This window comes from Curtobacterium sp. GD1 (assembly GCF_020882855.1).
Classification (GTDB): domain Bacteria; phylum Actinomycetota; class Actinomycetes; order Actinomycetales; family Microbacteriaceae; genus Curtobacterium.
In genome coordinates this window covers 214,811-238,084 of sequence record NZ_JAFEVQ010000001.1, presented here as the reverse complement: position 1 = coordinate 238,084, position 23,274 = coordinate 214,811, and the positions used below count along the sequence as shown (strand labels likewise).

Genomic DNA, 23,274 nt, shown 5'->3' with positions numbered 1-23,274 from the left:
CGTCGACGTAGGCTGGTCGGGTGAGCTTCCAGGAGGTGGTCGGCGCCCGTTTCGCCGACATCAGGGCGTGATGCCCCCGGTCGCACCGTTCGGTGCGGCCGCCGTCATCGAACCCTGAACCCTCCGCCCGGTGCGGCATGCGTCCGCGTGCCCCGGGCCCGTCCGAGAGCGAACCACCATGCTGCCCATCAGCGAGAAGACCATCCGCACGTCCTTCGTCAACGCCTCCCGCAAGGAGACCGGAGACCTCACGCTGCCCGCCGACCTCGAGACCGTCGACTGGGACGCGCTCGACTACCTCGGCTGGCGCGACCCGAAGCTCGCCCGGCGCGCGTACGCCGTCGTGCCGACCCTCGAGGGCGACCTCGTCGGCATCCTCTTCCGGCAGGCCGAGGCCTCGCCCCGTGCCCGTGCGCAGTGCTCGTGGTGCCAGGACGTGAAGCTCCCCAACGACGTCGTGTTCTACAGCGCGAAGCGGTCCGGCAAGGCGGGTCGCAACGGCAACACCGTCGGCACGCTCGTCTGCCAGGACTTCCAGTGCTCGCGCAACGTCCGGCGGACGCCGCCGCTCGCGTACGAGGGCTACGACGTCGAGGCCGCACGGCTGCAGCGGATCGAGGACCTGCAGCTCCGCGCGGCGTCCTTCGCCGCGGAGGTCTAGTCGCGACTGCGCACGCGGACGACGAGTGCGCGGCGTGCAGCGCGCGCAGACGTCGTCGAGGTGCGCACCTGCGGTTCGGGAGGCGCGGTGCGGGTCCGACCCGCGCCTCCCGTCCCGGAGCGGCGACCGTTCCGGGACCGTCGGCCACCTCGCGCGGGAAACCACGGCGTAACCCCCGTGAAACGGGCGTTCCGTAGCGTGGCGGCATGGACATCGGCGATCTCGACGACGCGACCGTCTCCGACGCGGTCGCCACGGCCACCGGGTGGGCGGCGGTCCCGGCGTGGGCCGACGCACTCGCCGCCGGACGGCCGTACGGCTCCGTCGCCGCGCTCCTGGAGCGTGCCGCCGCCGAGGCCCGGGGGTGGGGCGCCGCCGAGCTCGACGCCGCCCTCGCGCAGCACCCGCGGATCGGTGAGCGGGGCAGTGATGCCTCGTCAGCCCGGGAGCAGTCGGCCATGCGCACCGCGGACGACGACGTCGCCCGGGCGATCGCCGCGGGGAACGCCGAGTACGAGCGGCGGTTCGGCCGGGTGTTCCTCGTGCGCGCGGCCGGCCGGACGCCCGAGGAGCTCCTCGCCGAACTCCGACGGCGGCTCGGCAACGATCCCGACGTCGAGGTCGCCGAGGCCGCCGGTGCCCTCGCGGACATCGCACTGCACCGCATCCGCGCGACCTTCGCCGTCGCCCAGCTGACCACGCACGTGCTCGACGCGACCCGGGGCACACCCGCCGCGGGGGTGGGCCTCGTGCTGAGCACCGTCGACGGCGACGTCCTCGCGACCGGCACGACCGACACCGACGGACGAGCTGCCCTCGGGCCGGACGTCCTGCCGCGAGGCGACCTCCAGCTGCGCTTCGACACCGGCGCGTACCACCGCGCCGCCGGGGTGCCGACGTTCCACCCGTTCGTCGTCGTCGCCTTCACCGTCGGCGGGACCGAGCACCTCCACGTGCCGCTCCTGCTCAGCCCGTTCGCCTACAGCACCTACCGCGGAAGCTGATCCCATGCCGCGCGGGGCATGTGTCCCGCCCGCAGCGCGCGAGCGGGCGAAATGTGCGCGGCTCGCATGGCGAACGGCGCATGTTCCGCCCGCTCGGCGGGCCGGGATGACGGGCGTGGGTCGCGTCCGTCGCCGGACCGACGCCCGGAACGCACGCCGAGACGGCCTGGAGGCGCGGTGCCGGCTGGCACCGCGCCTCCAGGCCGTCATCGGTCGCGTCTACCGACCGATGGTCGACATGTCGGGGTAGCGGTCACCCGTCGGCACCGGCAGCGCCGACAGGTGCGCGATCTGGTCCGCGGTCAGGGTGAGGTCGGCTGCGCCGACGTTCTCCTCGAGCCGCGAGACCCGCTTCGTGCCGGGGATCGGCACGACGTCGTCGCCCTGCGCGAGCAGCCACGCCAGCGCCACCTGCGCCGGGGTCCCGCCGGCCTCGGTCGCGATCGCCTTGACGGCGTCGACGATGCGCATGTTCTCGGCGAAGGCCTCCTCCTGGAAGCGCGGGTTCGCCAGGCGGAAGTCGTCGGCGTCCAGGTCGGACGGCTTCGTGATCGCTCCCGTCAGGAACCCGCGGCCGAGCGGCGAGTACGGCACGAGGCCGATGCCGAGCTCGCGGAGGGTGTCGAGCACGTCGCCCTCGGGGTCCCGGGTCCACAGCGAGTACTCACTCTGGAGCGCCGTGATCGGGTGCACCGCGTGGGCCTTCCGGATCGTCGCGGCGCTCGCCTCGGAGAGCCCGATGTGGCGGATCTTGCCCTCTTGCACGAAGCCGGCGAGCTGCCCGATGACGTCCTCGATCGGGACGGCCGGGTCGACGCGGTGCTGGTAGTACAGGTCGATGTGGTCGGTGCCGAGGCGGCGGAGCGAGCCCTCGAGCGCCTCGCGCACGGACTCCGGTGCGGAGCTGATGCCGCGGCCCGTGGCGGGCGTCTCCTCGCCGGCGGTGTGCGTGATGAGGCCGAACTTCGTCGCGATGACGACGTCGTCGCGGCGGTCTCCGAGGGCCCGGCGGAGCAGGTCCTCGTTCGTGTAGGGGCCGTACGCCTCGGCGGTGTCGAACAGGGTGACGCCGAGGTCGATCGCGCGGTGGATGGTGCGGATCGACTCGTCGTCGTCGGTGCCGGCGCCCGTGTAGAAGGCGCTCATGCCCATGGTGCCGAGGCCGACGGGTCCGACCTCGAGGTCTGCGAGCTTGCGTGTCTGCATGGGTGCAGGTCTACTCCGGGTCCCTCGGTTGGAGGGAGGCACTGACCGGACCCGTCAGCCGGGAATGCCGGTTCGTGCGGTTCCTCCAAGGTTCCGCGCGTTCGTGGCCCGACCCTGGTGTGATCGGGGAGTGAACCTGTACTTCCGGCTGTTCCTGCTCCAGTTGCGCGTCCGGCTCCGCCCCACTACCGGCGGACGGCGACCGACGCTCTGGGACGAGGTCCGCACGCCGTTCCGGGTGACCCTGACCGACCTCGACCCGCTGCGGCACGTGAACAACGGGAAGTACCTGTCGATGCTCGACCTCGGGCGGCTCGACCTCATGCTGCGCTCGGGGTTCTGGGGTGCGATCGCCGAGCGCGGCTGGTACCCGGTCGTGTCGGCGCAGACGATCACCTACAAGCGGTCGTTGACGCTCGGGCAGCGGTTCGAGCTCGTGACCCGGGTGCTCGGGATGGACGACCGCGCGGCCTACCTGGAGCAGACGTTCGTCCGCCGCGGGGCCGTGGTGGCACGGGCCGTGGTGCAGGCGCGGTTCCTACTGCGCACCGGCGGGACGGTGTCCCCGTCGGAACTGCTCGAGGCCGCGGGCGCGACCGACCGGGACCTGTCGGTGCCGGAGTGGGTGCACGAGTGGGCCGGAGCCACCCGGATCAGCAGCTCGGGTACGCTCGCGGGCACGGGGTCCGAGACCCCGGGACGAGAGGGGACGTCATGACCATCGTGTGGATCGTGATCGGCGTCGCGGTGCTGATCGCCGCCGTCATCACCGTGCTCGAGGTGCAGAACCACCGACGAGCGAAGCGCCTCGCGCACCTCGGACCGGCCGACCCGCGGCTCGGGGCACAGGCGCGAGCGGACGCCGAGGCCGCGCACTCGGTGACCGAGGGGCTGTCGAAGGCCGCGCACCCGGGCATCACCGGCGCCGGCGGCGGGGTCTCCGGACCGTGACCCGTCCCGCCACCAGGCGGGCGGTGCTCGCCGGGGGAGTCGGACTCGGGATCGCCGGGGTGCTCGCCGCGTGCAGCCGACCGGCGCCGTCCCCGTCCCCGTCGGCCACGAGTGAGCCCGAGCCCACCGGGACCCCGACCGCGTCACCGACACCGGGCGGCCCCGACTCGTGGGACGCCCTCGCCGCCGCGGTCTCCGGACGGCTGCTGCGCTCCGGATCGAACGGGTGGAACAGCGCCCGGCTCGTCGAGAACCCCCGGTACGACGACGCCGACCCGCAGGGCATCCTGCGCGCGGCCGGCACCGCGGACGTCCAGGCCGGGCTGGCCTTCGCCCGGAACACGAACACGCCGGTGGCGCTCCGTTCCGGCGGGCACTCGTACACGGGCTGGTCGGCGGGCGGCGCGAGCGGCACCGACGTCCCGCGGTCGCTGGTGATCAGCACGCAGGACCTCGACGGCATCGACGTGCACGACGACGGCACCGTGACGATCGGTCCCGGTGCGCAGCTCGGCGACGTCTACGCCACGCTCGCCGCCGCCGGACGGGCCATCGGCGCCGGGTCCTGCCCCACGGTCGGGATCGGCGGCCTGACGCTCGGCGGCGGGGTCGGTGTGCTCGTCCGCTCCTTCGGGCTGACGTGCGACCAGCTCACCGGTGCGACCGTCGTCACGCCGGACGGCACCGTGCACGAGGTCTCCGCGACCGCCGAGCCCGACCTGTTCTGGGCCTGCCGCGGCGGGGGCGGTGGAACCGTCGGCGTCGTCACCGCACTGACGTACCGGACCCAGGCCGCGCCCGGCGTCCTGCTCTTCTCGATCACCTTCGCGTGGTCGGCCGCCGCGGCGGTCGTGCGCGCCTGGCAGGACTGGGCGCCCACCGCCGACCCGGAGCTGTGGTCGACGCTCAAGCTGCTGAACGGGAGCCGGCACACCGCCCCGACCGTCACTGTGACGGGTGTGTGGACGGGTTCGAAGACCGGAGCTGACACCACCGTCGACGGTTTCATCGCCGCCACCGGAGCGAAGCCGCTCGCCCACACCGCGCGACAGCTCACCTACGGTGCCGCGATGTCCGCGCTGGCGGGGAAGCCACAGCGGGTGTCCGAGGCGGCGACGTCCTCGATCGGATCGGTGAAACTGTCCGACGAACAGATCGACGTGCTCGTCGCCCACGCCGAGGCCGCCGGTGACGTGGCGGGGAACCTCGAGGGCGGGGTCGCGCTCGACGCCCTCGGCGGTGTCGTCTCCGACGTCGGACGGACCGACACCGCGTTCCCGTGGCGGTCGGCGCTCATGACCGTGCAGTACACCGCCGTGTTCGCGGACGGATCGGACCCGGCACCCTTCGACGCCTACGTCCGGGGGTTCCGGAAGGCGATGCGGCCGGCGTGGGGTGACGCGGCGTACGCGAACTACTGCGACGCGGCGATCACGGACCCGGCGGACTACTTCGACGTGAACACCTCGCGGCTGCACCGGATCGCCGAGCAGGTGGACCCGGGCGGGGTGCTGGCGCAGCCGAACTGGGTGTGAGCACCGCGCGCATGCGGAATGTTCTGGAACGGCACATCTGGTGTGCTTGTATTCCGTCGTGCGCACCCCCTCCGTCCCGGTCGCGACGACCGCCCGCCGCGTCCTGTCGATCGTGGCGCTGCTCCCGCTCGTCCTGACCACCACCGTCGAACTCCGGTCGGCCGCGCCGTGCGCGGCAGACCCCGCCGACCGGGCGGCCTGGGCGGAGTTCGACCCGCCGTACCGCACCGACGTCGGGACGCCACAGCACGAGGACTGCGCGGTGTACGCCGGCACACCGCTGGACTTCGGCGAGCTCACCGAGCCGCCGACCGTCGAACACGCGGCCGGGTCCGGGCCGGACGACATCGACGTGATCGCGCACTGGTACAACGACTTCGGCCTCGTGGGCGGCTCCGGGTGGAAGGGCTGGTACGACTGGCGGTGGAACTTCCCCACGAACCGCGACGGGGGCAGGACGGATCCGCAGCTCGGCTACGACCCGGCTCGTCACCCGACGCTGGGGTTCTACGAGGGCGACGATCCCCGTGTCCTCGGGTGGACCGCGTACTGGCTGCGGAGCGCCGGCGTCCGAGCGGTGAGCTTCCCACAGTCGCGCGGCTTCACGACCGACGGCTGGAGCGGGAACGGCCGCGACTGGCTCGAGGCGTACTTCGAGCAGACGCCGAACTCGCGGGCGCTCGACTACGTCCTGCCGATCGGCAGCGTCGGCTCGGCAGCCGAGATCCAGCGCCGGGCCGAGCAGCTGGTCGCCACCGTGCGTGACCACCCGAACGTGTACGTCTTCGCGGACGACGGCAAGCGCTACGCGACCGTGAACGCATGGGACCTCGAGTCGCTGCGCGGCGCGTTCGACGGGTACGCGAACCTGAACATGCCGAAGACCCTCGCGTTCCTCCGGTCCCTCGCGTCGTCGTTCCGCGACCTCGGGTACGACGGCGTCGCCGTGCTCGGTCGCCACCCCGGCGTCCTCGGGGCGCGGTGGGAGCGGTACGTGGGCGACGGCATCCGGATCGTCAACGCGTCCTACGACGGCAACTACGACGACGGCACCGACCACGACACCTACGCCGACTACACGGAACACGTCGAGTACGACGCCGTCCCCGACCTGCAGGAGAACGCCGCGATCGGCACCTTCACGGCGCTCGACACCGCACACCCGCACCCGTCCGGGTACCACTACACCGGGTCGACCCCGCAGCTCTTCCGGAAGCAGCTCGACCGAGCCCGCGCCTACGTCGACGAGCACGACCTGCCGCGGGTGATGACGGTGTACAACGTGTCGGAGTGGGCCGAGGGCGGACCCGGCCTCATCCCGAACGTGCGGGACGGGTTCGGGTACCTCGAGGCGCTGCGACGGGCGATCGAGGGCGAGCCCGCGACCGTCGAGACGGACCCGCACGGAGTCGCGGTCGCGGGGTCGTCGGGGAACCGGGATCCGGAGCGCCGCTCCAGGAGGCGCGGCACCGGTCCGGCGCGGCCCTCCGGGCGACGGTGGGCCGCCCTACGATGACCGCATGGACGCGGACGACCTGGTACTCCCCGACGCCGCTGCCTGGCGCGCCTGGCTCGACGCACACGAGGACGACCCCGACGGCGTGTGGCTCGTCCTCGCGAAGAAGGGCACCACGGAGCCCACGACGCTGACCTACGACCAGGCGCTCGACGAAGCGCTCTGCTCCGGCTGGATCGACGGCCAGAAGCGCGGGCGGGACACCGCGACCTTCCGCCAGCGGTTCACCCCGCGGCGCAAGGCGTCGATCTGGTCGCAGCGGAACATCGGACTCGTGGCCACCCTCGAGTCCGCGGGGCGCATGCGCGACCGGGGCCGGGCCGAGGTCGACCGTGCGAAGCGCGACGGCCGGTGGGACCGCGCCTACGCCGGTGCCGCGACGGCCACCGTGCCCGACGACCTGCAGGCAGCGCTCGACGCCGCTCCCGCGGCCGCAGCGCTGTTCGCCGAACTCGACGCCACGAACCGGTACGCCGTGCTCCACCGGATCACGACCGCGCCGAGTGCGACGGCGCGGGCGAACCGGCTCGCGAAGCTCGTCGGCGGGCTCGAGCGGGGCGAGACCCCGTACCCGCGGAAGCCCTGACGGCCCCTGTCGAACCACGAAGACGACGTCGAACCAGGCGCGCGGGCTGGTTCGACGTCGGAAACGTGGTTCGACGCACCGACGACCGCGAACGCACCGACGACGGCGCCCGCGCCCGCGCCCGCCGTCAGCGGCGCAGGCCGACGAGCACGCCCCGGTGGTCGCTGCCGTTCGCGGGCAGGACCTCGGTCGACGTCGTCCCGAGCCCCCGGGTGAACACGTGGTCGATCCGCACGACGGGCAACTGCGCCGGCCAGGTCGCCCCGAACCCGCCGCCCTCGTCGAGCATCCGGGTCAGCGGGAGCATCTCCGGGTCGGCCGCACCGCCGTTGAAGTCCCCGGCGACGACGAGCCGCTCCGATTCGTCGTCGCGGACCGCCTCGGTGAGCGACGCCAGCATCCGCGGCCGACCGTCCTCGCCACCCAGTCGCAGTGAGTCCATGTGCACGACGTACAACCGGACGTCGCCGACCCCGGTGTCCACCGTCACCCGGAGCGCCCGGGCCCAGCCCAGGCCGAGCGTCAGGGGTTCGCCGTCGCGCAGGGTCGTCCGGCTCCACACCCCGATCGACCCGACGCGGTAGTGGTGCGGGTACCGCTCGTCGAGGACGCCCGCGACCGCCGTGCCCGAGGTCTGGGTGAGCTCCTCGAGCGCGATGACGTCCGGGTCGCGCGCCGCGATCGACCTCGCAGTGGCGGCCGGGTCGGGGTTGGCGGCCTCGATGTTCTCGGTGACGACCGTCAACTGCGGCGACCCCGAGGTGCCGGGAGCGAGCACGCCGGGCAGGACCGCGACGGCCCACGCGGCGGCGAAGGCGAGGGACAGCACGGCGAGCCGCTTCGACCGGGTGCCGAGTGCCGCACCGGCGACGGGGACGAGCAGGAGCGCGAGCCACGGCAGCAGCGAGCCGATCACGGACCCCGAGCTCCCGAGGACGCCCAGGACGGCGGGGACGAGGAGGACGACGATCCCGGCGAGCAACGCGATCCCGACGACACCGATGACGAACGAGCGGCCGGGACTCCGTCTGCGGGAGCGGAGGGGCACGCCGAGGAGCATAGGAACCGCTTCTGACAGATCCCGGGGGACACCGGTTCACCAGACCTGCAACGAAGCAGGCGTAGACCGGGGACATGACCACTGGCACCGACACCACGAACCGTCCGGCCGCCGCCTCCGGCACCTTCCGCATCGGTGGTGACCTCGAGGTCCACCGCCTCGGCTACGGCACCATGCAGCTCACCGGCCCCGGCGTCTGGGGACCCCCGAAGGACCACGACGAGGCGATCCGTGTCCTCAAGCGCGCCGTCGAGCTCGGCGTGGACTTCTTCGACACCGCCGACTCCTACGGCCCCTACGTCGCCGAGGACCTGCTCCGCGAGGCGCTGCACCCCTACGGCGACGACATCGTCATCGCGACGAAGGCCGGTCTCACCCGCACCGGGCCGAACGAGTGGCCGCCGGTCGGCCGCCCGGAGTACCTGCGCCAGGAGGCCGAGATGAGCCTCCGCCGCCTCGGCCTCGAGCGCATCGACCTGTTCCAGCTCCACCGCATCGACCCGAAGGTCCCGCTCGAGGACCAGGTGGGCGAGCTGAAGAAGCTGCAGGACGAGGGCAAGATCCGCCACATCGGCCTGTCCGAGGTGTCGGTCGACGAGGTGAAGGCTGCGCAGGAGATCGCCACGATCGTTTCCGTCCAGAACCTGTACAACCTGCAGAAGCGCGACGCCGAGGAACTCCTCGACTGGTCGACCGAGCAGGGCATCGGCTTCATCCCGTGGTTCCCGCTCGCGACCGGCGGTCTCACCGGCAGCGACTCCCCGCTGACCGAGATCGCCGAGCGCAAGGGCGCCACCCCGGCCCAGCTCGCCCTGGCCTGGCTGCTGAAGCGCTCGCCCGTGGTGCTGCCGATCCCCGGCACGTCGAGCGTCGCCCACCTCGAGGACAACCTCGCGGGCGCGACGGTCGAGCTGACCGACGACGAGTTCGAGGAGCTGTCGAAGCTGGGTCACTGACGCGACACGGTGACGGACGGGAGGCGCGGTGCCAGCTGGCACCGCGCCTCCAGTCCGTCATGGGGTTGCGTTCACATACGCGGTATGTGCATACTCGGTATGTCCAAGGCGGACGGAACGAGGGGGAAGACGTCATGAGCGTACGGATGGGCGTACTCGCGCTGCTGGTGGCCGGGCCCGGCTACGGGTACCAGCTCCGGGGGGAGTTCGAGCACCGGACCGGGGGCAGCTGGCCGCTGAACATCGGCCAGGTCTACACGACGCTCGACCGCCTGGAACGCGACGGCCTCGTGGCCCGCGGTGACGCCGACGACGACGGACACGTCGTCTACACGGCGACCGACGCGGGTCACGAGGAGGTCGCACGCTGGTTCAGCGAGCCGGTCCCGCCGAAGCGCGGTCGTGACGAGCTCGCGATCAAGTTCGCCCTGGCGGTGACGGTGCCCGGCGTCGACGTGCCGCGCCTCGTGCAGGTCCAGCGCGCCGCCGCCGTGCGGAACCTGCAGGACCTGACCCGACTGAAGCGCTCCTCGGACCCGGCGGACGACCTGGCCTGGTCGCTCGTGCTCGAGTCGATGCTCTTCCAGGCCGAGGCCGACGTCCGCTGGCTCGACCACGTGGAGTCGAGCGTCGCGCGCTACCGCCCGTCCCCGACACCCGACTCGACGGTCGCTGCCGAGTCGTCCGACGCCACCGTGCGGAGCGCCCGGTGAACGCCGTCGCACCGCTCCTCGAGCTCGACGCCGTGAGCGTGCAGTACGGCTCCGGCGCGAAGGCCGTCACCGCCCTCGCCGGCATCGACCTGCGCATCGCCCGCGGCGAGATGGTCGCCGTGATGGGCACCTCGGGCTCGGGCAAGTCGACGCTGCTCGCCTGCGCGGGCACGCTCCTGCCGCCGACCAGCGGCGAGGTCGTCATCGACGGCGACTTCGTGTCCGACCGGCCGGCCAAGGACCTCGCCGCGCTGCGTCGGCGTCTCGTCGGGTTCGTGTTCCAGGACTTCAACCTCATCCCCTCGCTGACCGCGGTCGAGAACGTGGCGCTGCCGCTCGAGCTCGACGGCTGGAAGGCGAGCCGTGCCCGCCGCGCAGCCGAACTCGCGCTCGAGAACGTCGAGCTCGGGCACCGCGCCGACGCCTTCCCGGACGATCTGTCCGGTGGCCAGCAGCAGCGGGTCGCGATCGCGCGCGGGGTCGTCGGCGAGCGCCGGCTGGTCCTCGCCGACGAGCCGACCGGTGCCCTCGACTCGCAGACCGGCGAGGTCGTGCTCCGCATGCTGCGCCGGCACGTCGACTCCGGGGCGGGCGCGCTGCTCGTGACCCACGATGCCCGGCACGCGGCCTGGGCGGACCGGATCGTGTTCCTCCGCGACGGCCGCGTCGTGGACGAGACCGTGTACTCGGGCGTCGAGATGGCGCTCACGGACCGGACCGCCTCGTGAACGCGCGTCGGCGACGTGCCGACGCCGGAGCCCGCTCGGGGCGTGACCGCCGCACGCCCTTCGCGCTGCGACCGGCGCTCCGGCTGGGCCGCCGGCTGGCGTTCGCGAAGGCCGGGCGGGCGGCGCTGATCGTCGCGCTCATCGGCATCCCGACCGCCGGGTTCGCCGCGGTGTCGGTCGTCGTGCAGTCGACGCAGCCGACCCAGGCGGAGAGCCTGCGGTACGACCTCGGGCACGCTGCAGCGCAGATGCAGGTCGTCGGCCCGGACCTCCCGGGCATGCGGCAGGACCCCGTGCAGTGGCAGTACACCGAGTCCGCGAAGGACAGCCCGGTGGCGAAGTCCGACGGCGAGGCCCGGTTCGCCGACGTCCTCGACCACGTGCCCGCCGGTGCCGTGTCGATCCCGGTCACCTCGGCGCAGATCGTGCTGACCGGGCCGAAGGGGCCGATCGGGATCCAGGCGGTCGAGGGAGCGGTCTGGTCGCGGGTCCTCGACGGGCACTGGCACGTGCTCGACGGCGCCGCACCGACCAGCCGTGACGAGCTCATGGTCACCCCGGCGACGCTCGAGCGACTCGGCGCGTCGATCGGCGACACGGTCGACCTGACCGACCCGGTGACGAAGCGCTTCACGATCACGGGCACCATGCGCGACGCCGCGTCCGACCCGGGCGCGCAGGGCGTCTTCGTGCCGTGGGGCACCACGCAGCCGACGACCGGCACGGCCGCGGCGCCGTTCGACGTGACCGTGTACCTGGCCTCGGACGCCCCGACGTGGTCGGAGATCCGCGCGCTCAACGCCCACGGGATCACGGTGCAGTCGCGTCCCGTCGTGCTCGACCCGCCCGACGAGCGGTTGCACGGCGCCGGGCTCAGCAGCCCGATCGGCTGGTTCCTCGGGGCGATGGCGCTGCTCGGCGTCTTCGCGATGTTCGAGGTCGCCCTGCTCGCCGGTGCCGCGTTCCTCGTCGGCACTCGGGCGGACACCCGCTCGTACGCGATCGTCACGAGCGTCGGCGGGGACCGACGCTTCGTCCGGTCGATCGTGGCCGGCTCCGGGCTGGTGCTCGGGCTCACCGGCGCCGTCCTCGGGGTCGCGCTCGGCACCGGGGTCGGCGTGCTCGCGTTCCACCTGGCCGACAACGGCAACGTGGGCTCGTGGCCCGGGCTGCACGTCCCGGTCGGCCTGGTCCTGTCGATCGGTGCCGCCGCCGTCCTCGCGGGGCTCGTGTCGGCGCTCGTCGCGGCCCGTGCGGCGACGCGGGTGAACGTCCTCGCCGCACTGCGCGGCTCGCTCCGGCCCGCGGCGGTGAACCCGCGCGCCGAGCGCCGCCGCCGGATCTGGGCACCGGTGCTCGTCGTCGCGGGCACCGTGATGACCCTGGCGTGCGGTGCGGGCGTGCTGCTCCTCAACGACCGCCCGGTGCAGCAGGACCACCTCGCCTGGATCGTCGGCGCCGGCGTCGCGATCGGCCCGTGCCTCATGCAGCTCGGGGTCGCGATGTCGTCGCCGTGGCTGCTCGCCCTCGTCTCCAGGACCGCGACGCGGCTCGGGCTCTCCGCCCGCATCGCCGCCCGCGACGCCCGGCGCAACCCGGTGCGGACCGTGCCGGTGCTCGCGAGCGTGATGAGCGTCGTGTTCGTGGCCTCGGTGGCGATCACGTGGAGTGCGTCCGAGCACGCGCAGTTCGTCCGCGACTACGAGTACCGCACCGCCGTGGGCGTCGCGACGGCCGACGTCTGGCTCTCGAACGAGGACGGCAGCGACGGCGGCTACGACGCCTCCGTCACGGCGAAGGCGGCGAAGATCGTCTCCGGTGTCCTCGACCACGACCGGGTCCGTGTGCTCGGCGTCGCGCCCGACGTCGCCGGCGACCAGCCGTCGACGCTCTCGCTCCTGCACTCGTGGGGGCGGACGGACTGCCGCGCGAACGACACCACGTCGTGCTCGCGCTACCTGGAGTCGCAGGACACCTCCGCGCCGCACATCTGGACCGGCACGGTGGACGACTACGCCGTCCTCACCGGACACCGTCCGTCCGCCGAGGTCCGCGACGCGCTCACCTCGGGCCGCGCCGTCGCCCTGTGGTCGGAGTACGCGCACGACGGCCAGGTCCGGATCGACGCGTTCCGCGACCAGACGTCGAACAGCCCCGCGATCACGGCCACGACCCGTCCGGACGCCACGACGACGATCCCCGCGGTGCTCGACGTGCAGACCCCCCGCATCCAGGTCGGCGTCTTCATGACCCGCGAGACCGCCGAGCGGTACCGGGTCCCGGCGGTGGACGGCATGCTCGTCACGGAGCAGTCCGCGGACCTGACCCCGGCACAGTCCGACGAGCTGACCTCGGCGTGGCAGAGCCTCGGCGGCGCGGACCGCGAACGGTGGGGCGGCCCGTACTTCCAGTACGAGGCCGGTCCGGTCGACGCGCAGGGCATCGTCAAGGCGATCGTCCTCGCCCTCGCCGCGGCGGTGACGATCGGCGCGACCGCCGTCGCCATCGGGCTGGCCCGCTCGGACGGCCGACGCGACGACGAGGTCCTCGACGCGGTCGGTGCGGCACCCGTGCTCCGTCGCCGGGTGTCCGCGTGGCAGGCCGCGATCCTGACGACCGTCGGTGCGGTGATCGGCACGCTGCTCGGGCTGCTGCCCATCCGGGCGCTCACCCTCCGCTTCTCGGCGGGACCAGCCGGCACCACGCACCTGCCGTTCGTGGCGGACTGGCCCGTGCTCGCCCTCCTCGGGCTCGGGCTGCCGCTGCTCGTCACCGCGGGGACCTGGGTCTTCGCGGGCCGCCGCCACCGCGTGGCACTGCGACGCACACCGTGACCGGACGCGGCGGGTCCCGGACCCGACCGAGGCGGCCGGCTGGGAAGGGCCGCGAAGACCCACAGCCAGCGGCGCGGTTCCCCAGGTCTGGGGACTGGTACGGCAGGCCGATCCGGGGGATACCTGATGTCGTGTCCCGCACCCGTCGTCTCGCCCTCGTCGCGAGCATCGTCACCGCCGCCTGCCTCGTCGCCGGCGGATCCCTCGTCGTCGGCACGGCCGTCGTGTCGGCGAGCACCGCCGCAGCCGAGCGCGCCCCGTCCGTCGGTCGCGCCTCCGCCGCGCCGGTCGAACGTGCGGACACCCGAGCCGCAGCCGGCGGAACAGCTGTCCGTGCCGCCACACCGGACGACGCCGTGACCGGGGCGCTCGGCTCCGGCGACCGGTCCGGCGCGGTCACCTTCGCGTACGCGGGCGACTCCATCACGGCACGGCCGGACTCCTGGCTCCACGACCTCGTGCCGGACACCCGGTTCCACGCCGTCGGCGGCTACGCGCACAGCGGGTACCGGTCCGACGAGGTCCTCCACGAGATCGGCCCCGTTCCGGACGCGGACGTCCTCGTCGTCGAGCTCGGCACGAACGACGTGAACCAGGCGATCCCGACCGCGACGACGATCGCGAACGTGGACGCCGTCGTCCGGAAGGTCGGTGCGCGGCACGTCCTCGTCGTCTCCGGCCCGCCGTCGAACTGGACCTGGAGCCAGTGGGGCGCCGACCGCCGCGCGGGACAGCTCGTCCTCAGCCGGGCGCTGGAGCGCGACGCGGCGGAGCACGGCTGGTCGTACGTCGACCCGTTCGCCGGGTTCCGGCAGGCGGACGGGGCGTGGATCCGGGGCGCGTCGGCGGACGGCATCCACGGCGACGCGGCGACGAACGTCGTCGTCGCGCGCGTGATGGCGACGGCGATCACGCGAGCCGCGCGCTGATCGAGACGCGACCAGGGTCGGACGGGAGGGGCGGGGCGGCGGCGCCACGTCCCTCCCGTCCGTCAGTGGGTCACTCGGGCAGCGGCTCGGCGTACGTCCGGAACGCACCGCGCTCGGTGTGGATCGCCCAGAGGCGGTCCGCGATCGACGCACCGGAGTGCTCGGGCTGCCCGTCGTCGATGCCGAACGGGATGATGAGCTGGCCGACGTGGACGTCCTCGTCACGGACGGCGTCGTGCAGCAGCTGCGCGTAGGCGCTCTCGCCCGCGAACGCCACGGACGTGCCGGTGACCCGAGCACCCGGGCGCACCGCGCTCCCGCCGTTCACGAACAGGATCGTGCCGTGCCCGATCGCGCGCATGCCGGGCAGCACCTGGCGGACGGCGTTGACCGAGCCGTAGACCGAGAACTCGATCGGGCCGACCAGGTCCTCCGCCGTGGTCTCGAGCACCGGGCGCATGTACTCCTTGGCGGGCAGCGGGCTGTACTGCAGCACCTCGATCGGCCCGAGCTGCTCGGTCGCACGCTCGAGGGCGCCACGGAGGGAGTCCCCGTCGCGGACGTTCGCGGCGAAGCCGGCGGCGGTGTACCCGTGCTCCCGGAGGCCGGCGGCGAGGGAGTCCAGGCGGTCCTGGTTGCGGGAGAGCAGGGCGATCGAGAAGCCCTCTCGGGCGAAGCGCTCGGCGACGGCGAGGCCGAGGCCCTTGCCGGCTCCGACGATGGCGATGGTGGTCATGAGGTGGTCCTTCCGGTGGTGTGGGGTCGTGCGAGGACGAGCAGTCCCCAGAGCGACACGAGCGCGCCACCGAGGACGAGGACGGCCATCGGGACGGCGGTGTCCGAGCCGCCGAGTCCCGCGATCGGAGCGGTCACGCCGGCCGTCGTCCACTGAACCAGACCGAGCACGGCTGAGCTCGTCCCGGGGTGTGCGGGGACGGCGGACGATGCGAGGGCCCCACCGTTCGTGACGACCAGCCCGTTGCCGATCATGAGCACGAAGAAGCCGATCAGGGCCACGATCAGCGGCATCCCGAACCAGATCGCGCCGATGAGCATGCCCGCGCCGGCGACGCCCATGCAGGCCTGCCCGACGAGGATGATGCGTCTCGTGGACACCCGGCCGGCGAGTCGGGCGGCCACGAGGGACGCGATCGTCATCGCTCCCGCGTTCGCCGCGAAGTCGATCGCGTACGCCGTCGGCGACAGTCCGTTCATGGTCTGCAGCACGAACGGCGAGGTCGCGACGTACGCGAACACCCCGACGAACGCAGCACACGCGGTGACGACGTAGCCGACGAACGGTCGATCGCCGAGGACCTGCCGCGCCGCGAGCCGGAACGTGCGCAGGCCGCCGGCGTGCCGTCGGTCCCGTGGGAGGGACTCGGGGACGACGACGGCCGCGGTCACGCACATGAGCACCCCGAGGCCGGCGAGGACCCAGAACGTGGTCCGCCAGTCACCGAACCCCAGGATCGCGGCACCGAACAGCGGCCCGAGCACCGGTGCGATCCCGCCGATGCCCATCACGACGTTGAGGACGCGGACGAGCTGGGCGCCGTGGGCGAGATCGACGACCACCGACCGGGCGATCACCATCACCCAACCGCCCGCGAACCCCTGCATGAGGCGCGCCGCCGTGAGCACGCCGATCGACGGGGCGAGCGCGCACACGACCGAGGCCGCGACGACGAGCAGCGTGCCGGCGAGCAGCGGCAGGCGGCGCCCGCGCTGGTCGGAGAACGGTCCGCCGACGAGCTGCCCGAGGCCCATGCCCGCGAAGAACGTCGTGAGGGTCAGCTGCACGGCGGACGCGCTCGTGCGGAACTCGGCCTCGACGGTCGGGAACGCGGTGACGTACATGTCGGTCGCGAGCGGCGCGACCGCGGTGAGGAACACGACGGCGGCGACGAGGGCCGTCGGCACGGCGCGGGCGGTCGGGGGAGCGGGCGGGGTCACGGTGGCGGGCACGGACCCATCGAACGGCCGGTCGGTGCGCTGGTGGGAGTCCCTGCCGACAGGGGTTCCACCGCAACCCCCGTCACCCAGGGGATTCCCGACCGCCGCGTGTGCAATCGACCCACGACCCGGGAGGACCACCGTGCACACCACCGCTCGCACCCGCCGCACCCTGTCCGCCCTCGGCGCCTTCGCCGCCGCGGCCCTCGTCCTCGCGGCCTGCACCGACGACGACGCCCGCACGCTCGAGGGTCGGGCGACCGCCACGAGCAGCCCCTCGTCGAGCGCCACGACCCCCGCGGCGAGCGCCGCCGGACAGCTCGAGCCCGGGGGCGAGACGACCGACATCGCCACCGGACTGGACGCCCCGTGGTCGGTGGTCCGCACCGGTGACGGCGGCGACGCCCTGATCAGCGAGCGGGACTCGGCGACGGTGCTCGAACTGACCGGCGCCGGGAAGACGCGCGAGGTCGGCACGATCGCGGGCGTCCGGCACGGCGGTGAGGGCGGTCTGCTCGGACTCGCGCTGCACGAGGGCGACCTGTTCGTGTACTCGACGGGCGACGACGGCAACCGCATCCAGCGCTACGACCTGTCCGGGAGCGCCGGGTCCTACGCGCTCGGGGACGCCACGACCGTGATCGACGGGCTGCCGTCGAACAGCTTCCACAACGGCGGGCGGATCGCGTTCGGCCCGGACGGCATGCTCTACGCGAGCGTCGGCGACGCCGGTACCGGCTCGGACGCGCAGGACCGGGACTCGCTCGCGGGGAAGATCCTGCGGCTGACCCCGGACGGCCAGGTCCCCGGCGGCAACCCGTTCCCCGGGTCCCCGGTGTGGAGCCTCGGGCACCGGAACGTGCAGGGCATGGGGTGGACGGCCGACGGCACGATGTTCGCGTCGGAGTTCGGGCAGGACACCTGGGACGAGCTCAACGTCATCGAGAAAGGCCGGGACTACGGCTGGCCCGAGGTCGAGGGCACCGGCGGCACGAGCAAGGGCTTCGTCGACCCCGTGCAGCAGTGGGCCACCGACGACGCCTCGCCGAGCGGCCTGGCCGTGATCGACGACACGGTGTTCATCGCGAACCTCCAGGGCGAGGTCGTCAGGGCTGTGCCGGCCGACGCCCCCTCGACGTCGACCGAGTACTTCGCGGGGGACTTCGGCCGCATCCGCACGGTGCTCGAGGGTCCCGAGGGTGCCCTGTGGTTCGTCACGAACAACACCGACGGGCGTGGCGACCCGACGGACGGCGACGACCGGATCGTGTCGGTGCCGCTCGCGACGAGCTGAGCCCGAGCGACGGACCCCGACCAGCACGAGGACCCAGCACGGGGGTTCCGGCAGCACCTCGCTCGCCCCCGCCCAGCCGAAGTACCGTGACCGGCATGGACCACCGCGACGAAGCCCGCGACTTCCTCTCCGGCCGCCGCGCCCGCATCACACCGGAGCAGGCCGGCGTCGAGACGTTCGGCACCCGCCGCCGCGTCACCGGGCTGCGCCGCGAGGAGGTCGCCCGGCTGGCCGGCGTGAGCATCGACTACTACACCCGGCTCGAACGCGGGAACCTGCAGGGCGTCTCGGACAGCGTGCTCGACGCCATCGCGGGCGCACTCCACCTCGACCCGGCCGAGCACGAGCACCTGCGGGACCTCGCCCGCCACCAGAACGCCACGCCCCGCCGTGCCGCCGCGGTCACACCGGTGGCGGCGGTGCGCCCGGAGCTCCAGTACCTGCTCGACGCCATCGCCGACGCCCCCGCGATGATCGTCAACAACCGACAGGACATCGTCGCCGCGAACACGCTCGGCTGGGCGATGCACTCGGACCTCGTCGCGGCGAGCGCACGGCCCTGCAACTTCTCGCGGTTCATCTTCCTCGACCCGCAGGCACGGAACTTCTACCTCGACTGGCAGCGCGCGGCGCACACGAACGTCGCGATCCTCCGGCGCGAGGCCGGGCGGACGCCGAACGACCCCGGGCTCGCGGCGCTGATCGGCGAGCTCTCGATGCGGAGCGACGACTTCCGCGCGCTCTGGGCGGCGCACGACGTCCGCCGGCACTACGCGGGGGTGAAGTCGTTCCGGCACGCGGTGGTCGGTCCGCTCGAGCTGCACTTCCAGACGCTCGAGCTCACCGAGGACCCGGGGCTCGCGCTGACGATCTACCCGGCGACGCCCGGGAGCCCGACGGCGGACGCGCTGCGGCTGCTCGCCTCGTGGGCGGCGACGGAGCGCATCGTGGAGCGTGCGCGCGAGCGCGTCTGACGCGGTGGTCGCGACCACCTGCGGGACTGGAGGCACGGTGCCGGCCCGCACCGCGCCTCCAGGCCCCACCGGGTCGCGTCAGGCCTCCGGGATCACCCGTTCGAAGCGGCTCGTGTCGGTCCCGTCCGGGTCCGGCCCGCCGCGACGACCGGTGTCGAGGGCGTCGAGCGCTGCGAGCTCGTCGTCGGAGAGCACGAAGTCGAACACGTCGAAGTTCTCGGCGATGCGCCCGGGGTTCGTGGACTTCGGGATCGCGTTGCGGCCCTCCTGCACGTGCCACCGGAGCATCACCTGCGCCGGGGTCTTGCCGTGCGCCTCGCCGATGGTCCGGATCGTCGGGTCGTCGAGCACGCTGACCCGCTCGTCGCCCCAGCCCGGGTAGAAGGTGATGCCACCGATCGGCGACCACGCCTGGTCGAGGATGCCGTGCTCGGCGTCGGCGCGCTGCACGTCCGGCTGCGTGAAGTACGGGTGCAGCTCGACCTGGTTGAGCGCCGGGATCACGTCCGTGGCCTCCAGGAGCGACCGGAGGTGGTGCGGCATGAAGTTGCTCACGCCGATCGCGCCGACACGGCCCTCGGCGTACAGCCGCTCGAGCGCCCGGTACGCCGCGATGGTCCGCTCGAAGCGGTCGGGTGCGGGCTGGTGCAGGATCAGGACGTCGACGTGGTCGAAGCCGAGCTTGCCGGTCGCCTTGTCGAACGCGTGCAGGGTCTCGTCGAGGCCGTAGTCGGAGACCCAGATCTTCGTCTCGACGACGATCTCGTCGCGGTCGACACCCGAGGCGCGGATGCCCTCGCCGACCTCGCGCTCGTTGCCGTACGCGGCGGCGGTGTCGATGTGGCGGTACCCGGTCTCGAGCGCGGTGCGCACGGCGTCGACCGTCTCGGCCGGCGCGCTCTGGAAGACGCCGAACCCGATCGCGGGGATCTCGAGTCCGTTGTTGAGGGTGAGTGTGTCCATGTCCACGACGCTACGACCGCCCGGACCGGCCTGACGGGTACCAGCAGCCCCTGCTCCGACCCGTCGATCGGACCTACCGTGGAGGACATGGACACGAGAGACGAAGTCCGCGACTTCCTCCGCACCCGCCGCGAGCGCGTCACGCCGCAGCAGGTCGGGCTGCCCGACTTCGGTGGCGCGCGACGGGTGAAGGGCCTTCGCCGCGAGGAACTCGCCCTCATCGCGGGCATGAGCGTCGACTACTACATCCGTCTCGAGCGGGGGAACCTCACCGGGGTGTCCGAGAGCGTCCTCGGATCTCTGTCCCGGGCGCTCCGGCTCGACGACGCCGAGCACGCGCACCTGTTCGACCTCGCCCGTGCGCAGAACGCCTCGGCGACGACGCGTCGGAAGACCCCGACGTCGAAGGTCCGGCCGAACGTGCAGCGGGTGCTCGACTCGATGACCGCTCCCGCGTGGGTGCGGAACGGCCGGTCGGACTTCCTGGCCGGCAACGCCCTCGCCCGTGCGGTCTACGCACCGCTCTTCCTCGACCCGTCCGGTACCCCGAACACCGCGCGCTTCGCCTTCCTCGACCCCCGTGGACGCGAGTTCTGGCGCGACTGGGACAGCGTGACCGGGGACATGGTCGCCGTGCTCCGTGCCGAAGCGGCCCGGTCCCCGTACGACCGCGGGCTGACGGATCTCATCGGGGAACTCTCCACCCGCAGCGAGGAGTTCCGTCAGCGCTGGGCCGCGCACGACGTGATGCGGCACCGGTCCGGCATCAAGCACGTGCACCACCCCGAGGTCGGCGACCTCGACCTGACGTACGAGACGATGGAGCTCGTCACGGACACCGGGCTGACGCTCATCGTCTACGGCGCGGAGCCCGGCTCGCCGTCCGAGGAGCGCCTGCAGCTCCTCGCCAACCTCGCGGCGACCACCGTCGCCGCCGTCCCGGAGACGGAGGACGCATGAGCGAGACCGACTCGATCCGGACCACCCGGCCCGCGGAGCCGCTGACGTTCCTCGAGCGGGTCCGGTTCCGCCTGCGTGCCGAGCGCGAGATCGTGGAACTCACGCGCGACCGTTCGCGCGAGGACCGCATCCGCGCCGAGGCGGCCGTCCGACTCGCACCGGGGCCGTGGCACCTCGCGGAGCTCTTCCGGCGGCGTCCGTGACCGCCCGTGCGGGGATGACGCCCGCGCGCACGCTGCTGTTCGCGGTCGCCGGGGGCGCGGCCGTCGGCAACCTCTACTGGGCGCAGCCGCTCCTCGACGACATCGCGTCCTCGCTCGGGACGTCCGCCGCGGTCGCCGGGCTGCTCGTCACGCTCACCCAGGTCGGGTACGCGCTGGGCATCCTGCTCGTGGTGCCGCTCGGCGACGTGCTCGACCGACGACGCCTGATCCCCGGGGTGCTCGCCGCGTCCGCGGTCGCGCTGCTGTTCGCCGCCGTGGCCCCGTCGTTCGCCGTGCTGCTGGTGGCGCTCGCGCTCGTCGGCCTCACCACCGTCGCCGGGCAGCTGCTCATCCCGCTGGCCGGGGACCTCGCCGATCCCTCGGCCCGCGGGCGGGTCGTGGGCACGATCGCCTCCGGGGTCCTCACCGGCATCCTCGTGTCGCGGACGGTCAGCGGGCTCGTCGCGGACGCGTTCGGCTGGCGCGCGATCTACGTGGTCGCCGCCGGCGCTGCCCTGCTGTTCGCCGTGCTGCTCCGGCGGGCGATCCCCGAGCTCGACCGGCGCGACCGGGTGCGGTACCCCACGCTCATCGCCTCGGTGTTCCGTGCCGTCGCCGCGCACCGGGCCGTGCGGGTGACCCTCGTCATCAGCTCCGCGATGTTCGCCGTCTTCACGATGTTCTGGACCGCGCTGACGTTCCTGCTCAGCGCCGAGCCGTTCGGGTACTCCACGAGCGCGATCGGGCTCGTCGGTCTGGCCGGGCTCGCCGGGGCGGTCGCCGCGCAGCGGGTCGGTCGGCTGCACGACCGCGGGGTCTCCGTGCCCGTGACCGGTGCGGCGATCGCCGTCGTGCTCGTCTCGCTCGTGGTCGCGGGCCTCGGAGCGCGGTCGATCGTGGTCGTCCTCGTCGCGGTCGTCCTGCTGGACGTCGGTGTGCAGGCGACGAACGTCCTCAACCAGACCCGGCTCTTCGCGATCGACCCGGCGGCGCGCAGCCGTCTCAACACCGCGTTCGTCACCGCGAACTTCATCGGCGGGGCGATCGGCTCGGCACTCGCCTCGGTGCTCTGGAACGCCGGCGGGTGGACCGCGGTCACGGTGGGCGGCGCGGTCCTGGTCGGGTTCGCCCTGACGGTCTGGGCGGTCCACCGCCACCGCGGGCTGGTGGTCACCGCCCGCGCCTGACCTCAGACGACGAGGGGGCGCGCGACGTCCACCTCGCCGTGCTCCACCAGCCAGCGGAACGCGTCGAGGACCGTCGCCTCGGCCGTCCAGGCGGGCTCGTAGCCGAGCAGCCGCCGAGGCTTCTCGGTGCTGAACACCTGGCTGCGCGACAGGTGCTCCCAGCTCGCACCGGCGTGCTCCGGAACCGTGGTCTCGCGGAACCGGTCCCACGAGACGGGCTCGAGCCGCGCCTCCTGGCCGAACCACGACGCGACCAGGTGCGCGTACCCGCGTGCCGTGAGCGCCGTCGGAGCCGTGACGAAGAAGTCCTCGCCGGCCGCGGCGTCCCGGTGCTCGACCGCGAGCTGGAAGGCCTGCGCGACGTCGTCGGCGTGCACGTGCGCCATCGTCTCGGCACCGAGGCCGGGGACCTCGACGGACTCGCCGGCGGACAGCTTCGTCCACACCGTCGGGTCGAGGTTGCCGAGCGGACCGATGGGCATCCAGCCCGGTCCGCTGATGTGGCCGGGGTGCAACGAGGTCGTCACCAAACCCCCTTCGGCAGTTTCACGCTTGAGCATCCGGGCGATCGCGTCCTTCTGCACGCCGTAGTCGCCGAACGGCTCGGTCGCGTTCTCCTCGGTGACGGGCAGCACGTGCGAGACCCCGGCACGCCAGATCGACCCGCAGTGCACGAGGTGGGTGCCGCTCCCGCGGAGAGCCGTGACGAGGGCCTCGGCCGACGACGTCGTGAAGCAGACGAGGTCGACGACGGCGTCGGCGCGGAGTGCGGCGATCCGGTCGCCGAACGTGCCGTCGCGGTCCTCCTGCTCGCGGTCGGCGGTGACCCGTTCGACCTGCTGCCACTCGGGGGAGTCGGCGTACGGGGTGCTGCTGCCGCGGGTGACGGTCACGACGTCGTGACCGGCGCGGACGAGACGGGGGACGAGGAACGTGCCGATGTGGCCGGTGGCTCCGATGACGACGATGCGCATGCCGGTCACGCTAGGCGCACGCGACTGGGCGTGGCAGGCCCGGACGGAACCCCTGTGCCGGACGGGAGGGACGGTGCGGGCCCG

23 protein-coding genes and 1 pseudogene are annotated in these 23,274 nt (G+C 73.2%); 18 read left to right on the top strand and 6 right to left on the bottom strand.

What is annotated here, in order from left to right; all coding sequences use genetic code 11:
• Window positions 1–178 precede the first annotated feature (178 nt).
• The 3 genes and pseudogenes from JSX79_RS01225 (at window position 179) to uraH (ending at window position 1,665) form a co-directional block, all read left to right on the top strand.
• A complete protein-coding gene (locus JSX79_RS01225) occupies window positions 179–661 on the top strand; it encodes an FBP domain-containing protein (RefSeq protein WP_071302396.1) in 483 nt (160 codons plus the stop codon).
• 206 nt (window positions 662–867) lie between these two features.
• Window positions 868–1,326 (top strand): annotated as a pseudogene (gene uraD / locus JSX79_RS01220) (2-oxo-4-hydroxy-4-carboxy-5-ureidoimidazoline decarboxylase); the annotation flags it as partial.
• Window positions 1,327–1,665 carry a hydroxyisourate hydrolase gene (gene uraH, locus JSX79_RS01215; RefSeq protein ID WP_229084940.1) on the top strand — a complete coding sequence of 113 codons (339 nt, stop codon included), beginning with the start codon at window positions 1,327–1,329 and terminating at the stop codon, window positions 1,663–1,665.
• A 219-nt stretch (window positions 1,666–1,884) separates the two neighbouring features.
• Here the strand turns inward: uraH and JSX79_RS01210 are convergent, their stop codons facing one another.
• The gene (locus tag JSX79_RS01210) at window positions 1,885–2,871 is read right to left on the bottom strand and encodes an aldo/keto reductase (protein WP_229084811.1); all 987 of its coding nucleotides are present in this window, start codon (window positions 2,869–2,871) and stop codon (window positions 1,885–1,887) included.
• Window positions 2,872–3,001: 130 nt separating this feature from the next.
• Between JSX79_RS01210 and JSX79_RS01205 the strand changes: the two genes are divergently transcribed.
• Genes JSX79_RS01205 through JSX79_RS01185 form a run of 5 tightly spaced genes read left to right on the top strand, consistent with a single transcriptional unit; the run spans window position 3,002 to window position 7,459 of the window.
• Complete coding sequence (locus JSX79_RS01205; RefSeq protein WP_229084809.1) at window positions 3,002–3,589, top strand: acyl-CoA thioesterase; 588 nt, start codon at window positions 3,002–3,004, stop codon at window positions 3,587–3,589.
• On the top strand, window positions 3,586–3,822 hold the full coding sequence (locus JSX79_RS01200; protein ID WP_071302341.1) for a hypothetical protein: 237 nt from the start codon (window positions 3,586–3,588) through the stop codon (window positions 3,820–3,822). The genes JSX79_RS01205 and JSX79_RS01200 overlap by 4 nt, the downstream gene beginning before the upstream one ends.
• On the top strand, window positions 3,819–5,357 hold the full coding sequence (locus tag JSX79_RS01195; RefSeq protein ID WP_229084807.1) for an FAD-binding oxidoreductase: 1,539 nt from the start codon (window positions 3,819–3,821) through the stop codon (window positions 5,355–5,357). The genes JSX79_RS01200 and JSX79_RS01195 overlap by 4 nt, the downstream gene beginning before the upstream one ends.
• A gap of 58 nt (window positions 5,358–5,415) precedes the next feature.
• Complete coding sequence (locus JSX79_RS01190; protein ID WP_229084805.1) at window positions 5,416–6,873, top strand: hypothetical protein; 1,458 nt, start codon at window positions 5,416–5,418, stop codon at window positions 6,871–6,873.
• A gap of 4 nt (window positions 6,874–6,877) precedes the next feature.
• Window positions 6,878–7,459, top strand: a complete 582-nt coding sequence (locus JSX79_RS01185; protein WP_229084803.1) for a YdeI family protein — start codon at window positions 6,878–6,880, stop codon at window positions 7,457–7,459.
• Window positions 7,460–7,586: 127 nt separating this feature from the next.
• Here JSX79_RS01185 and JSX79_RS01180 read toward each other — a convergent pair whose 3' ends face one another.
• Window positions 7,587–8,507 carry an endonuclease/exonuclease/phosphatase family protein gene (locus JSX79_RS01180; protein WP_175475650.1) on the bottom strand — a complete coding sequence of 307 codons (921 nt, stop codon included), beginning with the start codon at window positions 8,505–8,507 and terminating at the stop codon, window positions 7,587–7,589.
• 86 nt (window positions 8,508–8,593) lie between these two features.
• Here JSX79_RS01180 and JSX79_RS01175 point away from each other — a divergent pair, with 86 nt between their 5' ends.
• The 5 genes from JSX79_RS01175 (at window position 8,594) to JSX79_RS01155 (ending at window position 14,679) form a co-directional block, all read left to right on the top strand.
• Window positions 8,594–9,475: an aldo/keto reductase gene (locus tag JSX79_RS01175; RefSeq protein ID WP_070417544.1), complete on the top strand. Its 882-nt coding sequence runs from the start codon at window positions 8,594–8,596 to the stop codon at window positions 9,473–9,475.
• Between the two features lie 134 nt (window positions 9,476–9,609).
• A complete protein-coding gene (locus JSX79_RS01170; RefSeq protein WP_229084802.1) occupies window positions 9,610–10,188 on the top strand; it encodes a PadR family transcriptional regulator in 579 nt (192 codons plus the stop codon).
• Window positions 10,185–10,916, top strand: coding sequence for an ABC transporter ATP-binding protein (locus JSX79_RS01165; protein ID WP_071294186.1), 732 nt, complete (start codon window positions 10,185–10,187; stop codon window positions 10,914–10,916). Before JSX79_RS01170 ends, JSX79_RS01165 begins: the two co-directional genes overlap by 4 nt.
• The gene (locus JSX79_RS01160; protein ID WP_229084800.1) at window positions 10,913–13,750 is read left to right on the top strand and encodes an FtsX-like permease family protein; all 2,838 of its coding nucleotides are present in this window, start codon (window positions 10,913–10,915) and stop codon (window positions 13,748–13,750) included. Before JSX79_RS01165 ends, JSX79_RS01160 begins: the two co-directional genes overlap by 4 nt.
• A gap of 131 nt (window positions 13,751–13,881) precedes the next feature.
• The gene (locus JSX79_RS01155) at window positions 13,882–14,679 is read left to right on the top strand and encodes an SGNH/GDSL hydrolase family protein (protein ID WP_229084798.1); all 798 of its coding nucleotides are present in this window, start codon (window positions 13,882–13,884) and stop codon (window positions 14,677–14,679) included.
• Between the two features lie 70 nt (window positions 14,680–14,749).
• On the opposite strand, the gene JSX79_RS01150 is transcribed toward JSX79_RS01155, so the two are convergent.
• The gene (locus tag JSX79_RS01150; RefSeq protein ID WP_070417539.1) at window positions 14,750–15,415 is read right to left on the bottom strand and encodes an SDR family oxidoreductase; all 666 of its coding nucleotides are present in this window, start codon (window positions 15,413–15,415) and stop codon (window positions 14,750–14,752) included.
• The gene (locus JSX79_RS01145) at window positions 15,412–16,647 is read right to left on the bottom strand and encodes a multidrug effflux MFS transporter (RefSeq protein ID WP_229084796.1); all 1,236 of its coding nucleotides are present in this window, start codon (window positions 16,645–16,647) and stop codon (window positions 15,412–15,414) included. Before JSX79_RS01145 ends, JSX79_RS01150 begins: the two co-directional genes overlap by 4 nt.
• Before the next feature lie 130 nt (window positions 16,648–16,777).
• Here JSX79_RS01145 and JSX79_RS01140 point away from each other — a divergent pair, with 130 nt between their 5' ends.
• On the top strand, window positions 16,778–17,929 hold the full coding sequence (locus JSX79_RS01140) for a sorbosone dehydrogenase family protein (protein ID WP_229084795.1): 1,152 nt from the start codon (window positions 16,778–16,780) through the stop codon (window positions 17,927–17,929).
• 95 nt (window positions 17,930–18,024) lie between these two features.
• Window positions 18,025–18,903, top strand: coding sequence for a helix-turn-helix transcriptional regulator (locus JSX79_RS01135; RefSeq protein WP_070417537.1), 879 nt, complete (start codon window positions 18,025–18,027; stop codon window positions 18,901–18,903).
• 78 nt (window positions 18,904–18,981) lie between these two features.
• On the opposite strand, the gene JSX79_RS01130 is transcribed toward JSX79_RS01135, so the two are convergent.
• Window positions 18,982–19,866: an aldo/keto reductase gene (locus tag JSX79_RS01130; protein ID WP_229084793.1), complete on the bottom strand. Its 885-nt coding sequence runs from the start codon at window positions 19,864–19,866 to the stop codon at window positions 18,982–18,984.
• A gap of 87 nt (window positions 19,867–19,953) precedes the next feature.
• Here JSX79_RS01130 and JSX79_RS01125 point away from each other — a divergent pair, with 87 nt between their 5' ends.
• The 3 genes from JSX79_RS01125 to JSX79_RS01115 are packed head-to-tail and all read left to right on the top strand — an operon-like array spanning window position 19,954 to window position 22,216.
• Entirely contained in the window at window positions 19,954–20,826 is an 873-nt protein-coding gene (locus tag JSX79_RS01125) for a helix-turn-helix domain-containing protein (protein WP_070417536.1), read from the top strand.
• A complete protein-coding gene (locus JSX79_RS01120; protein ID WP_229084791.1) occupies window positions 20,823–21,029 on the top strand; it encodes a hypothetical protein in 207 nt (68 codons plus the stop codon). The genes JSX79_RS01125 and JSX79_RS01120 overlap by 4 nt, the downstream gene beginning before the upstream one ends.
• Entirely contained in the window at window positions 21,026–22,216 is a 1,191-nt protein-coding gene (locus tag JSX79_RS01115; RefSeq protein WP_229084789.1) for an MFS transporter, read from the top strand. The genes JSX79_RS01120 and JSX79_RS01115 overlap by 4 nt, the downstream gene beginning before the upstream one ends.
• Window positions 22,217–22,218: 2 nt before the next feature.
• Here the strand turns inward: JSX79_RS01115 and JSX79_RS01110 are convergent, their stop codons facing one another.
• On the bottom strand, window positions 22,219–23,190 hold the full coding sequence (locus JSX79_RS01110; RefSeq protein WP_229084787.1) for an NAD(P)-dependent oxidoreductase: 972 nt from the start codon (window positions 23,188–23,190) through the stop codon (window positions 22,219–22,221).
• Between the last annotated feature and the right edge of the window lie 84 nt (window positions 23,191–23,274).